10 protein-coding genes are annotated in these 14,826 nt (G+C 49.9%); 3 read left to right on the plus strand and 7 right to left on the minus strand.

Features of this window, described 5'->3' with window-relative positions; genetic code table 11:
* Window positions 1-19 precede the first annotated feature (19 nt).
* Window positions 20-1,360: an MFS transporter gene (locus HUU10_02045; GenBank protein ID NUQ80366.1), complete on the minus strand. Its 1,341-nt coding sequence runs from the start codon at window positions 1,358-1,360 to the stop codon at window positions 20-22.
* A 175-nt stretch (window positions 1,361-1,535) separates the two neighbouring features.
* Here HUU10_02045 and HUU10_02050 point away from each other — a divergent pair, with 175 nt between their 5' ends.
* Both HUU10_02050 and HUU10_02055 read left to right on the plus strand, forming a co-directional pair.
* Window positions 1,536-2,129 (plus strand): hypothetical protein, encoded by a 594-nt coding sequence (locus HUU10_02050; GenBank protein ID NUQ80367.1) that lies wholly within the window; start codon window positions 1,536-1,538, stop codon window positions 2,127-2,129.
* On the plus strand, window positions 2,126-3,340 hold the full coding sequence (locus tag HUU10_02055; protein ID NUQ80368.1) for a hypothetical protein: 1,215 nt from the start codon (window positions 2,126-2,128) through the stop codon (window positions 3,338-3,340). Before HUU10_02050 ends, HUU10_02055 begins: the two co-directional genes overlap by 4 nt.
* A gap of 59 nt (window positions 3,341-3,399) precedes the next feature.
* Here the strand turns inward: HUU10_02055 and HUU10_02060 are convergent, their stop codons facing one another.
* The 6 genes from HUU10_02060 to HUU10_02085 all read right to left on the minus strand — a co-directional run bounded on the left by HUU10_02060 (window position 3,400) and on the right by HUU10_02085 (window position 12,945).
* Window positions 3,400-5,178 carry an acyl-CoA dehydrogenase family protein gene (locus HUU10_02060; protein NUQ80369.1) on the minus strand — a complete coding sequence of 593 codons (1,779 nt, stop codon included), beginning with the start codon at window positions 5,176-5,178 and terminating at the stop codon, window positions 3,400-3,402.
* 308 nt (window positions 5,179-5,486) lie between these two features.
* Window positions 5,487-6,668 (minus strand): acetyl-CoA C-acyltransferase, encoded by a 1,182-nt coding sequence (locus HUU10_02065; protein ID NUQ80370.1) that lies wholly within the window; start codon window positions 6,666-6,668, stop codon window positions 5,487-5,489.
* A 74-nt stretch (window positions 6,669-6,742) separates the two neighbouring features.
* A complete protein-coding gene (locus HUU10_02070) occupies window positions 6,743-9,145 on the minus strand; it encodes an enoyl-CoA hydratase/isomerase family protein (protein ID NUQ80371.1) in 2,403 nt (800 codons plus the stop codon).
* Between the two features lie 179 nt (window positions 9,146-9,324).
* Window positions 9,325-11,112 (minus strand): long-chain fatty acid--CoA ligase, encoded by a 1,788-nt coding sequence (locus tag HUU10_02075; protein ID NUQ80372.1) that lies wholly within the window; start codon window positions 11,110-11,112, stop codon window positions 9,325-9,327.
* A 76-nt stretch (window positions 11,113-11,188) separates the two neighbouring features.
* On the minus strand, window positions 11,189-11,743 hold the full coding sequence (locus HUU10_02080; GenBank protein NUQ80373.1) for a cob(I)yrinic acid a,c-diamide adenosyltransferase: 555 nt from the start codon (window positions 11,741-11,743) through the stop codon (window positions 11,189-11,191).
* Window positions 11,740-12,945, minus strand: coding sequence for an MFS transporter (locus HUU10_02085; protein NUQ80374.1), 1,206 nt, complete (start codon window positions 12,943-12,945; stop codon window positions 11,740-11,742). Before HUU10_02085 ends, HUU10_02080 begins: the two co-directional genes overlap by 4 nt.
* A 158-nt stretch (window positions 12,946-13,103) precedes the next feature.
* Here HUU10_02085 and HUU10_02090 point away from each other — a divergent pair, with 158 nt between their 5' ends.
* Window positions 13,104-14,813 carry an AMP-binding protein gene (locus HUU10_02090; GenBank protein ID NUQ80375.1) on the plus strand — a complete coding sequence of 570 codons (1,710 nt, stop codon included), beginning with the start codon at window positions 13,104-13,106 and terminating at the stop codon, window positions 14,811-14,813.
* Window positions 14,814-14,826: the final 13 nt, after the last annotated feature.

Consider the following 14,826-nt stretch of genomic DNA (forward strand, 5'->3'; position numbering starts at 1 on the left):
TTTAACCAGTATTAAATTCTCAGTGTCCACCACCGCCACCCGAGACCACTGTTCCCCCAACGGGTTTCTTGTAGGAAACCACAGTCAGCGTCAGTACAGCGGCTAGTAACATGGAAAAGCCACCCAGCGCAAGGGCATTCATTGGTTCATTGCCCAGGAAGGTGTGAAGGACCCACCCGAGACCTGCAGAAGCGACCACCTGTGGAACAACGATAAACAGATTGAACATTCCCATCATCACTCCCACCTTATCAGCAGGAAGGGATGAAGTCAGCATGGCGTACGGCATTGACAAAATGGATGCCCAGGCGATTCCGATGGCCACCATGGAAATCAGCAACTGCTCCGGACTCGTCATCCACTGAATTGAAATCAGACCGAGACCACCGATGGCCAGGGCAACCGCATGCATCAGTTTGGCACCGGTGTATTTCGTCACCCAAAGCAGCACAAAGGAGAAGAGAAAGCATACCAGGTTATACAGAGCAAAGGAAAAACCCGCCCATTCCGTGGCAGCCGCCATTTCAGGGGAGCCGGCTGCTGCCTGATAAATTTCTTTGGTAATAGCCGGCGAGAAGTACACCCACAAGCAAAACATCCCCACCCAGGTAAAAAACTGTACGACACCCAGCTCCCACATCCGTTTTGGCAGATTCATGGCCGTTCTGAACACATCTCCCAAACCAAGTGACCAGTCAAAAGGCCGGTTTTTCATGTCTTCCAGTTCTTTATCAGAAGGCGGATACTCGGATGTACTGAAAACCGTCCACAAAACGGCCCCTAAAAAGGCCACCGCACCAATGTAAAAGGATATGGTTACCGACATGGGAATTTTCCCTGCCTCGGTGGCATCTGAAGCCAGCCCAAACCAGTTGGTCATCATCCAGGGCAGTGCCGAGGCAATGGTTCCGCCCAGACCAATAAACAAGGACTGAATGGCAAACCCCTGACTGCTTTGTTCTTCGGGTAACTTATCAGCAACCAATGCACGGAAGGGTTGCATACTGGCGTTGATGGTACCATCGAGAACCCAGAGAAGGCCGGCAGCAATCCAGATGGTTGGAGAGTTGGGCATCAGAATCAGCGCAACAGAAGCCAGAATAGCGCCAAATAAAATGAAAGGCCGGCGCCGACCAAGCCGGGTCCAGGCGCGGTCACTCCACTGCCCGACCAGGGGCTGAATCAGTACACCAGTTACCGGTGCGGCCAACCACAACAGGGCAATTTCATCGGGATTCGCACCCAGATAGTTGTAAATGGCACTCATGTTGGCCATTTGCAGTCCCCAGCCAAACTGAATGCCGAGGAATCCAAAACTCATGTTCCAGATGGACCAGAAGGAAAGTTGGGGTTTTTGCATACCAATCCTTGTTTAAAAATGAAACTTTAAGGTAACCCCCTGTCACGATTTTTTCAACCAGACCGGATAAAAAGCGGTTTCAGTCTGTTTTAGTTCTATATTTCTGAAACAATCTTAATTTTCATGCCGTAAACTGACAGGTCTCGCTTTTATTAACCATTCCGAGGTATCATTTATGCGACGATTATTGCTTGGCTGTTGTCTCCTGGTTTTTGCCGGATTGGCTTACACCCAATCGTTGACTTTAAAATTGAATCAGGTTCATTTTCAGGATGAACCCCATTTCTATAATACCGGCCATGGAATTGATCTGCTGGTTTCACTCCCCGTCAATCAAACCATCTCTGTTGATGGTGGTTATCGGTACTCAGTAACCAGCGTACATTCCGGTAATTTTATAAGAATATTTGGGATGAACCCCTCCATTTATCAGATTGAATCCTCTATACCATACACCCAACTTTACGCCGGGATTCGTTTTTCCATACCAGACAAGCCCATCCATCTCAGTGTCGGTGTTGGCAAAGACAACTTTGAGGCTTATGATATCCGCCTGAAAAACATTGAAACAGGGACAACAGGCAGCAAGACCCGGTTAACTCCGGTAACTGAAGAAAGCATGTTTTTGTATGCGGGCGCCGAATGTTACTGGAAGTCGTTTGTTGCAGGAATTAACTATAATCACTTTCTAAATAAAGATTCAGTTCCCACCGGTGTGATTAACTTTTCGATCGGGTATCAATTTGATCTTTCAGGAGTATTGAAATGAAAACGATTTTATCCATTCTGTTCCTTTGTTCACTTTCTTCCAACCTTCATGCTCAGGCTGGCGTGACCGCTGTCCCTTTTCTCACAATCAGCCAAAGTCCGCAACTCACAGCGGTTGGCAGCGCAGGAGTTGCTTTTCAATCATCCGACCCGCTGATGGCCTTGCAGAACCCCGGGCAGATTCATGCGTTTGAATCAGACCTTTCTCTGCGTCTATCCGGCTATCATTCAGATTGGATGCCAGAATTGAGCGGTGACTTGTTCCTGGATACCAAAGGTCTCTTGGTGGGCTACCGGCTGGAAGGCCTTTCCGGTCTTCCGGTAAGCGTTCAACTAACCTTGAATGAAGTATACCTTGATCTGGGTGAAGATGATGAGCACAATAACACAATAGGCCAATTCGTGTCGTGGGAACGCGCCAGAACTGCTACTGTTTCACTGAATTACCGATGGATTGCCGATTGGTCAGTGGGGTTCAGTTTGTCCAATGTGTACAGCAAACTTGGCAGGACGGAATCCGGAAAGGATAAAATAGCAGACGTCAATACAACAGGATTTGGAGTTTCAACCCGGTTGCCCATTCATGAATGGTTTGAAACAGAACGACCATCCGGCTCCTACGCCGAGTATTTTATCACGCTTGGCGGCTCTGTCATAAATATCGGCGATATGGTACATTATGTAGATGAAAATCAAAAAGATCCGCTGCCCACCCAGGCCAAGATGGGTTACAGTTGCCTGTTCAGGTATCACGAGAAAATCCGGGACCAGGATTTTACCCTGTTTGAAGGTCAGTGGACGGCAGAAGCAAGCGATTTGCTGGTTAAAAAGAAAGACTCGGTGACGGCGGTCTATGATGAGTGGCCCGGTGATTTGCGGGTGATTGACCATGTGGTGATGCTTCAGGATGGCCCCAGGGTCCGGATCAGTCAGGGATATGCATTCGGTTTGTTTGAAACGATCACTGTATTCGGTGGGCGTTACGATGAAGATGGGTATAACGGATCCGTTTATTCGGAAGGATATGAACTATCCTCCCGTGGGTTCTTCAAGTTGCTTTCCAGTTATGTCGACCAACCTGTTCTTAAACAGATACTGCTGACCACCCACGTGTCATGGGCTCAATCAAAATTAAGTCATAAGGAAGCGTATCATCCGTTGCAGGATACCCGGATGAGTGGTCTTCAATTGTCGACCGGGTTTACGTTCTGAGGGAAAGAATCTGAGAAAACCGAGCAGGCTGCCACCGAACGGAAGCAGCCTGTCATTTTTCACATGTCGTAGCGGTTCGATTCCAGTTGTCGGCGGGCAATCCGGCGACGGGCATCGCGTGTATTCACCGGTGTCCAGCGGGTGAAGCGTTTCAGGCCCGAAAGAAGCATTTTCATGTCATCCCCTTCCGACATGGATGCAATGGCGGTTTTTCCCCAGGAGGCGATCCGGTCCATGGCATCATTCACATACACACTCACTGCATCCACCAGATGAGCACAGGCTTCCCTGCCTTCGGCCGCAATCCGTTTTTCGGTGCGTAGGAGCATGGATTCCATGGCGTAGATATCCATGATGATATCGGCCACGTTCATCATGATTTCCTGTTCATCGGCAATTTTATCCATGTACTTCTGAACACCGAAACCAGCCACCATCAGAAAAACCTTTTTGGCATTGGCGATGGCCTTCTTTTCGGCTGCAAACAATTCACCCGACTCTTCTTCCAATCCACCCACCGACATCAGTTCACCTTGTACAGCCATGGCCGGACCCATCAGATTCAACTGACCTTTCATGGCGCGTTTCAGCAGCATGCCGGGAATAAGCAGCCGGTTGATTTCATTGGTTCCTTCAAAAATCCGGTTGATGCGGCTGTCGCGATAGGGTCGGTCCATGGGGTACTCGGCACTGAATCCATATCCGCCCAGAATCTGAACCCCTTCATCAGCCACATAATCCAGTATTTCAGATCCGGCCACTTTCAGAATGGAACATTCAACGGCGAATTCTTCTATTCCGCGAAGAACTGCTTCTGCTCCCTCGGGAGTGGTCGCCTGGTGTCCGTGAGTGGCCGCATCGAGGTGACCAGCCGTCCGGTACAACATGGAATCACCTGCATAATTCCGGATGGCCATTTCGGCGATTTTATGCTGAATGGCGCCGAAGGTCCCGATGGTAACACCGAACTGTTTGCGTTCATTGGCATATTTAACGGCTTCAGTCATGACGTATTTCGATGCCCCGATGGTTGAGGCCCCCAATTTGAAACGACCGACATTCAGGATATTGAAGGCAATTTTGTGGCCCTTCCCGATTTCACCCAACACACGATCAGCCGGTATCACACAATTGTCCAGCTTGACAACGCGGGTCGAGGATCCTTTGATGCCCATTTTCTTCTCTTCAGCGCCCAAAGAGACCCCGGAATCGGTGCGTTCCACAATGAAACCGGTGAACTGTTCCCCATCCACTTTGGCAAAAACCACAAATACATCGGCGAATCCTGCATTGGTAATCCACATTTTCTCACCATTGAGAATCCACGATTTCCCATCTGCCGATTTTTCTGCCTTTGCTTTTGCTCCCAGTGCATCAGACCCTGAACCCGCCTCGGTCAGTGCATAGGCGCCCAAGTATTCACCCGAGGCCAATTTTGGGATATACTTTTTCTTTTGTTCCTCTGTTCCGAAGTATAGAATCGGGAGGGTTCCGATTCCGGTGTGGGCTCCGAGTGAAACCGCAAAAGAGGCACCTTTTCCCGAATAATCCGCAATGATGATCGAGGTGGTTTTATCCACTTCCATGCCACCGTACGCCTCTGGAACCGACACCTGAAACAAGCCTTGTTCACCTGCCTTTTTCATGATACCTGCCAACAGGCCTTCTTTCATTGCATCGATATCGTCGAGGTGAGGCATGACCTCCTGCTCAACAAATCCATTCACGAGTTCGGCAATCATGTTGTGTTCATCCGAAAATTGTTCCGGTGTGAAAACTTCTCCGGCAGATACTTCTCTTATCAGAAAATCGCCGCCTTTTATTGAAGAGTTACCCATGTGGAATTCCTTTTATAAATTGTCAAAGTGTCCTGATGTCTGAATTTGTTCTGATTGGATGAAATCACTGACAGAACGAACAGTTTAACTCCACCCTTTCCGTCCGGTCAGACGCGCATCTTCCATGAAAACAACTCATTAAAAAAAGCAGGGGTTTGAGTTCATCATTCATCGCTTTTACCCAGAAAACCAGTCAACAGACCCTCACCCCTTCCCTCTCCGGCGGAGAGGGTGAATTTCCATATTCCGGTCCCTGAGCGGAGCCGAAGGGCTGAATTCTGAATTCCTTCTTCTGACTCCTGCCTTTCTCACCCCAGTCGTTCAAAAATGCCGGCGACTCCCTGTCCTCCACCCACACAGGCGGTAACCATGCCGTATTTCACCGACCGCCGCTTCATCTCATTGATGAGCTGAACGGAGAGCTTGGTGCCGGTACAACCCAGCGGGTGACCGAGAGCAATGGCTCCTCCGTTGACGTTCACTGTGTCCGGATTTAACCCTGCCTGACGGATGACAGCCAGCGATTGAGCTGCAAACGCTTCATTCAGTTCGGTCAGTCCGATATCCTGAATGGATAAACCAGCCTGACGGGTAGCCAGAGGAATGGCTTCGACCGGACCGATGCCCATGATTTCGGGATGGACACCCGCCACCTGATAACTTACCAATCGCGCAACCGGAGTGAGGTTTAATTCCTTAACGACCTTTTCTGAAACAATCAGAACGGCGGCTGCCCCATCCGAGGTCTGACTGGAATTACCTGCCGTTACGGTTCCTCCGGTCAGAAAGACCGGTTTCAGTTGGGCCAACCGTTCTGGTGTGGTATCTGCACGGGGTCCTTCATCGGTCTGAACAGTCAGTGTCTCTTTTGCCAGCTTCCCTTTGTCATTCAGCCAGGTTCGTTCAAGTGTTATGGGGACCAGTTCGGCGTTAAATACACCGGACTGAATGGCAGCAAGTGCTTTCTGATGACTCTGGAAGGCAAACTGATCCTGATCTTCACGGGAAATTCCATATTTCGCCTGAACCAGTTCAGCAGTCAGACCCATTCCGAGGTAATAATTGGGAATGGTATCAACCAATTTCGGATTCGGGGCGATTTTAAATCCGCCCATGGGAACCAGACTCATGCTTTCTGCCCCACCGGCAATAACCACGTCGGCCATTCCGGCGCGGATTTTGGCAACGGCTATGGCAATGGTCTCCAATCCGCTGGCACAGAACCGGTTTACTGTCATTCCCGGAACCGAAATCGGAAGGTCGGCCAACAGAGACACCATCCGGCCCATGTTAAATCCCTGCTCAGCCTCCGGCATGGCGCATCCGATGATGATGTCGTTGATCCGGGCCGGATCCAGTGCGGGTACCGACCGGACCAGTTGCCTGACCACGTCTGCTGCCAGATCATCCGGTCGGGCAAAACGCAGATTTCCTTTTCCCGCTTTTCCTACCGGTGTACGTAAACCGGCAACGATATAGGCTTCGGTCATGTTGATATGTGGTAAATGGTGAATAGTGATTGAATGTTACCTGTTACTGCCTGTTCGAAGGTGACCTTCAAACCCTAATTTCTGAGAGGTTTTCCTGTTTTTAACATGTGCTGAATGCGCTCGAGCGTCCGGCGGTCTCCGCATAAACTCAGAAAGGCTTCCCGTTCCAGATCGAGCAGATATTGCTCGGAGACTCTGGTTTCTTCGCTGAGGTTACCACCGCACATGATGTAGCCCAGTTTTTCGGCAACGACCTTGTCATAATCCGTGATCTGTTTGGCCATCCACATGAGATGAATACTCATTTTAACCGTTGCAAGCCCTCCCCTGCCCGGTACCCGGATATCGGTACGAGGAGCCGGTTTATGGTAACCGGCTGCAGCCAGGGACATGGCACGACTTTTTGCATCGGCCAATTGCCGGTCTGCATTCATGGTTTCACCATCCGACGGACGCAGAATACCCATTTCAAGTGCCTCTCGCGCACTGGTAGCAACCTTTGCCGTTCCCATCACCATAAAGGCATCGCGCAGATTCTGCAGATAGACACCGCCATCGGCCACTTTGTCCATGGCGCGCATCATCATTTCTTTGGTGCCACCTCCGGCGGGTATCAGTCCAACACCGACCTCGACCAGCCCGATATACGTTTCGGCCAGCGCCTGCACGTGGTCGGCATGCAGAACCAATTCACAGCCACCACCCAACGTCAGATGATGGGGAGCAACCACCACCGGAACCGACGAATACCGGACCCGCATGGTCATTTTCTGGAACTGTCTGACCATCAGATCAATTTCGTCCCATTCCCCTTCATTGGCGGCCATGAGCAGCAAAGCCAGATTGGCACCAGCCGAAAAATTCTGTCCCTGATTGCCAATAACCAGCCCGTCAAATTCCTTCTCAGCCCGGTCAATTGCCTTGATAACCATAGAAACGGTATCGGGACCAATGCTGTTCATTTTCGAATGAAACTCCAGACCGAGAATGCCATCACCCAGATCGATCATCGAGGCAGCAGCATTTTTCTCAACCACATGCGAGGAACGGCGATCATCCAGCAGGAGGTATTTTTTGGATTCCGATACCTGATGTATCGTCTTTCCGGCTGGATGGTACACAACTCTTCCCGTGCCTTCACGTCGGTAGAACGTGGTTTGTCCCGATTGGACCATGTCACGGACCCATCCGGCTGGTGTGACACCTGCCTTGTCCATATCGGCAAGCACCTTCTGAACGCCTAATACATCCCACAACTCAAACGGACCCAATTCCCAGCCAAATCCGCCCCGGAGGGCAAGATCAATATTCTCGGGTGAATCTGAGATTTCCGTAATGCGGTTCGACGCATAGGCAAGCAGGTCGAGAGTTAGTCGCCGCCAGGTTTCAGCCGCCTTGTCCATGCCACCGTAGATCATTTTCAGGCGGGTTCTAAGGTCATCCACCGGTTTGGTCATCTCAATGGTTGGAAAGCTGACTTTCTTTTTTGGATGATAGGTAAGCGTTTCCAGATTCAGGGTATGAATCTCTGATTTGCCTTCAGCCGATTTGACCTTTTTGAAAAAACCCTGTCCCTTTTTATCACCCAGCCAACCGTTGGCCACCAGGGTGGTTAAAAAGGCCGGAATGTTAAACACATCCCGCTTCTCATCATGAACCAACACCTCATGCAGGTGCGACGCAACCAATACCAGCGTATCGAGGCCGACCAGATCGGCCGTTCTGAAGGTTGCCGATTTCGGGCGTCCGGTCAGCGGACCGGAAATGGCTTCGATTTCGTCGATTCCCAAACCAGTTTCTGCCATAACCCTGAACGTATTCATCATGCCGAATACCCCGATCCGGTTTGCAATAAAATCGGGTGTATCCTTGCATTCAACCGTTGATTTTCCCAGATAGCGGTCGCCGAAGTCCAGCACAAAATCGACCACTTCCCGTTTGGTAAAAGGAGTGGGTACCACCTCGAGTAAACGCAGATACCGGGGGGGATTGAAAAAGTGAGTTCCCAGAAAATGAGCCTTAAAATCCTCTGAGCGGCCCGTCAGCATCTGATGTACCGGAATTCCACTGGTATTCGTCGAAACCAGACTTCCTGATTTGCGGTATTGATCCACCCTTTCAAAGACCGATTGCTTAATGTCGAGTCTTTCAATCACGGCTTCGAGAATCCAGTCGGACTCTTTAATCAAAGGAAAATGATCATCGAAGTTTCCGGTTTTCACCCGTGCAGCAAGGGATTTCGAGTAAAAGGCGGCCGGATCTGATTTGCGGGCATTTTCAAGTCCGGAATCAGCCAACCGGTTTCTGACGGATGGATCGGTCAGGGACAGTCCCTTTTTTTCCTCATCAGGGGTCAGAGAAGAAGGGGTGATATCGAGTAAAAGCACGTCTATCCCGGCATTGGTCAGGTGGGCAGCCAGCCGGCAACCCATCACCCCTGCTCCCAAAACGGTTGCGTGGCGGATGATCCGCTTCATGGAATCTCCATCAATTAGGTAATCTCCGGGTACTTTCCCGGAATGGTCAATCGGGTGGGCCTGTGAAATCGCAGGGCCGGAAGGGAAAAGAACCGGCTGGTAAAAACCAGCCGGTAAAAGGCAAATATACTATCGGTCCGGATTATTTACGGATGATCTTATCCGTTAATTCCATTTAATCAGTGCTCTGACTCGGATCCGGCATAAATCTCGGCTACCTGAGCGGCATATTTTTCCAGGATGACCTTGCGCCTTGGCTTCAGGGTGGGTGTCAGTTCACCACTGTCGATGGTCCATTCATGGTGCAGAAGTCGAAACTGCTTAATCCGCTCGGATTGGCTGAGGCGTTCATTCACTTTGTCAATCTCGCGCTGAATCAGGTCAATTACTTCAGGTGTATGCGTCATTTCATAATTATCAGGCAGTTTAGTGTGCTTCTTTTTCAGGTAATCGGTCAGCTGAACAAATGAAGGCACGATCAGTGCAGCAGCAAAATTCTTTCCTTCGCCGATCACCATGGCCTGTTCAATAAACCGGCTGGCTTTCAGTTCATTTTCAATGGGTTGAGGGGCAATATACCTTCCACCCGATGTTTTGAACATTTCCTTCTTTCGATCGGTGATAAACAGGTACCCATCCGAATCCAGGTGACCGATATCGCCTGTGTAAAACCAGCCATCCCTGATAACCTCGGCGGTTGCCTCTGGCTTTTTGTAATAACCCCGCATGATGTTCGGACCCCGGGCCAGAATTTCACCTTCCCCGGAAATCATCACCTCCACTCCCGGAACGACTGGTCCGATGGATCCCATTCTGTTTCGTTTAATGGTATTCACACTGATAACGGGAGAGGTTTCGGTGAGGCCGTAGCCCTGAAGCACCTTGATCTTTCCGGCTGAAAACACACGTGCCAGTTTTGGTGACAAGGCTGCTCCGCCTGCCACAATAAACCGGATGTTATCACCCAACGCTTCACGCCATTTCGAAAAGATCAGTTTATTGGCCAGGTGCAGCTGGAAATTGTACCACAATCCCATGTTGGTTTCCGGATCATACCGCTTTGCCAGATTGAGGGCCCAGAAAAACAATTGCTTTTTAAGCCCCTTCAGCGCAGCACCTTTGGCTACGATTTTGTCATAAACTTTTTCGAGTAACCGCGGAACAGTGGTAAACAAATCCGGTTTCACTTCTTTCAGATTGTCGGCAATGGTATCCATGCTTTCCGCATAATAAACACCCAGACCTGTGTACTGGTAGAAATAGTTCACCATCCGCTCAAAGGAATGGCACAGAGGCAGAAAACTGAGTGTTCGGTCCTTGCCGGGCTGAACGTCTAACACATCCTGACAGGCCAATACGTTACTGACGATATTGGCATGAGTCAGCATGACCCCTTTTGGTTCGCCGGTGGTACCAGAGGTGTAGATCAGAGTGGCCAGATCTTCGGGCGTTACCTGAGCCTTTAATTCCTGGATCAGATGAGGTTTCTCACCTGCAAGTTTTTCTCCTGCATGGAGCACATCCTTCCAGAAAGGCATCCCCTCAATGTTATTGATGGTATAAACCGTTTTGCAGGTTTTCAATTGTTTATACGAGGGGGAAAACCGTTCATGAAGCACTTCACTGCTGACAAAGAAATATTTGATTTCGGCGTCGTTTAGAATGTACTCCATCTGTTCAAGAGCCGAGGTCGGATAAACCGGTACCAGGACGGCCCCGATCGATTGACATCCCAGATCGATGAAGTTCCATTCGGGTCGGTTTTCAGAAACCAGTCCGATGGTATCCCCTTTTCTGATTCCGAGTGAATACAACCCGAGTCCGAAAAATTCTGACAATCGGATACACTCTTCGGTGGAATACCGGATCCATCGGCCATTGACTTTGTTACAAATGGCATCGAAGCGGTTGTGGCGGGTTTTTGCAAATTCGAGAAGTTCAAACAACCGGGTCGGTTGAGCAGACATACATCACCTCTGAAACAAATTCGTTACGGATTGCGATTTGCAGAAGAAAGAAAGCAACCGGAAAACCGGCAGAGGATCATCCTCTGACTTTCCATTCAGTTTCTGAGACACCGGACTGAAGATTCACGTACCGGGCGATGATGAAAAGAAGATCTGAAAGACGATTTAAATATACAATGATATTTTCAAATTCCGGAGAGGATTCAGAGAGTTGAACCACGATCCGTTCTGCCCGACGGCAAACCGTTCGGGCAACGTGAAGATGAGCAGCCAGAGGAGTTCCTCCGGGAAGGACAAAAAACCGGAAAGGCGGACAGGCAGCCTGATAAAAGTCGATTTGTTTTTCGATTTCCCTGATATGATGATCCGAGATCCGTGGAACCTGCGAGGGTCCTGAGGCGGTCACGGGTGTGGCCAGATCTGCGCCCAGAACAAACAGGTCATTCTGGATGGATTTCAGCAGTTCATCTTCCCTTTGAAAATCTGCTGCAACGGTCCGGCCCAATCCGATCACCGAATTGGTTTCATCAACGGTCCCATAAGCTTCAACACGGAGAGATGCTTTGCTGACCCGCTGCCCTCCGAAAAGTGAGGTGGTTCCCTGGTCTCCGGTTTTGGTATATAATTTCATGATCTGGTCAGGTCCGGTTTCAAATGATTCCAAATTAATAACAACCCCAGGCCCATTAAAGTTGCACCAGCCCAAAGAGGTAATCCCGGAGGTCCTGCCGTAAATGCCAGCCCACCGGTCACCGGTCCGACAATCCGGCCCAGACTTCCGAAACCCTGAGAAAGGCCAAGGATTTTGCCCTGATCATCCTGATGGGTCATTCCTGAAATCAGTCCATTCATGCTGGGCGAAAAAAGAGCCAGACCAAAGGAGTAACTCACAATTCCGATGTATAGCAACCACAGCGAATCCGGACTCATCAGGGATAAAATTACCAACGACAACATGGTAAACCACAATCCGCTGATAATTAAAAACCTGTTTCCGAAGCGCTGTGTCAGCGGACCAATCAGCACACCCTGAACCACGGCCGTAACAATGCCGATTACGGTAAAGATCAGGCCAAATTCGCGGGCACTGAATTGAAGCACCGATTCAAGTATCAATGCAAACGTTCCTTCAAACATTGCATGCCCGGTTATCACCACCCAGACAATCAGGATGAGGAAAAACACCGGATTCCGGTCCTGCCGCAACCGGAGAAAGTCGGTGAACGGCCGGTGGACAGCCAACCACTGAAAAGGTTTCTGCCGGTTTCGTGCGCGTACTGCCGGTTGCTGGGATTCCGGAAGAAACCACCAGGCAAAAACGAAATTGAGGACTGAAAGTGAGGCGGCCACCAGACCGGGGACCATGTAGCCAAAGGGAGAAAGCAGCCCTCCCAGCGCCGGTCCAACAATAAATCCGAGTCCGAATGCAGCACCGAAAAGCCCCATTCCCTTTGCCCGGTTTTCGGTGGTGGTAATGTCAGCAATATAGGCCTGAGCCGCCCCAAAATTGGCGGTAAATACGCCACCAAGCAACCGGGCCATAAACAAACTGGTAAGGGAACCTGCAACGGCAAACCAACCATAGGCACAAGCCGTACCGGCAATGGAAATCAGGAGGACCGGCCGGCGACCGAAACGGTCACTAAGCCCACCCCAGAAAGGAGAGAACAGAAATTGCATCAGCGAGTAAATGGTAGACAGGAAAGTCACCATCAGGGGTGAGGCATCAAATGCCAAGGCATAATACGGAAGCAGCGGAATGATCATTCCGAATCCGATCAGATCGATGAAGACCGTCAGAAAAATGATCAGAAGTGAAGGTTTGGACCGCATGTGTTCCCGGTTATTCAAAGGGCCAAAGATAGCCTTCCGCCTTGCTTTATAAAATTGACCAGATGGGTAACCATCCGAAGAGACCTGACGGACCATTCCGGTGGGTCTTGAAATGAAATCAGCAATTGTTCATCTTACCGGTTTTTAAGGAATGACCGATGATCAGCACGGCTCCCTCTTCAGTTTCCACCATACCCGACCTTTTCCATCAATCGGCTGCACGGTATGCAGACCGGCCCGCACTTGCCATGATTAACGGACCGACACTGACCTATCTGGATGTAAGCCATCGGGTCATGCAGCTTGCCAAAATGCTTAACGATGAGGGAATCACCTCGGGTGACCGGGTGGCCATCTATTCAGAAAATCACATGAACTGGGGCATTGCTTACCTTGCCATACAGGAGGCGGGCGGTGTGGTGGTACCGATTCTGCCTGATTTTCACACGGGTGCCGTCAGCCATATTCTCCGTCATTCCGAGGCCAGGGCTGTTTTCACTTCACCACGTCTGTTAAACCGACTCGACGAATCTCCAGCCAAATTCACCATCAACCTGGAAACCTTTCAGATATCGCGGGGAGGCAAAACCTGGGAGACTCTGCTTCGTCTTGGTGAAGCGGCCCTGACCAACCTGAAAGCACGGGCACGTCGTTTTCTTCATTCAGCGCATGAAAAGGAATCCCCCTCGCTTGCAGTGATCATTTATACGTCTGGCACCACCGGACATTCAAAAGGGGTGATGCTGACCCATCAGAACCTGATTGCTAACATCCAGAGCGTCAGGAAACTGGTCCATATTGTTGAAACAGACCGCTTTCTGTCGCTTCTGCCATTGGCACATACTTTTGAGTGCACCCTTGGATTTCTAACGCCGCTCTCTGCCGGTGCCAGTGTTCATTATCTTGACCGGGCCCCGACCGCACCTGTGCTTCTGCCGGCACTGCAAACCGTCCGTCCCACGGTGATGCTTTCTGTACCGCTGATCATTGAAAAAATTTACAAGCAAAAAATCATTCCCGCTTTCCATGGCAATTTCATCATCAGAAATGTGTATGGGTTGCCTCCATTCAGGAAACTGTTAAACAAGAAAGCCGGAAAAAAGCTCTTACAGACCTTTGGCGGAGAGTTGAAATTATTTTGCATTGGTGGAGCGGCCCTTGCCCCGGATACTGAATTCTTCTTACGGGAGGCAGGCTTTCCCTATTGCATTGGTTATGGACTGACTGAAACATCACCGCTTGTTACCGGGACTCCCCCCGAAACCACACGACTCCGGTCGGCCGGAAAAGCCATTCTGAACGTACAAGTCCGGATTGATCACCCCGATCCGGTAACAGGTGCGGGTGAAATCTGGGTAAAAGGGCCAAATGTTATGGCCGGGTATTACCGTGATCCGGAAAAAACAGCCGAGGTGCTTTCTCAGGATGGATGGTTTCACACGGGTGATCTGGGATATATTGACGAGGATGGTTACCTGTTCATCAAAGGACGATCAAAGAATATGATTCTTGGTCCTTCCGGCGAGAATATCTATCCGGAAGAATTGGAGTCCCTTCTGAATGAACATGATTGGGTCTCGGAAAGTCTGGTTCTTGAAGATGGTAAAGAAATCGTTGCAAGGGTTTTTCTTAACTCTGAAATTATAGATCAGGAATTGGCAAAGCACGCCACCAATGAAGCCGGAGCCAGGAAACGAATTCTGGCCTTTTTTGAGGAACTGAAATCTGCTGTTAACCAACGGACTTCAAAATTTGCAAAAATTGCCCGGATTATCGAACAACCAGAACCTTTCGAGAAGACCCCGACTCAGAAAATCAAAAGGTTTCTTTATACTACAAAATCGGCTGGCGGAGATCCATCAATGTAAGCCCCTGCAAAAA

It is taken from the genome of Bacteroidota bacterium, assembly GCA_013360915.1.
GTDB lineage: Bacteria > Bacteroidota > JABWAT01 > JABWAT01 > JABWAT01 > JABWAT01.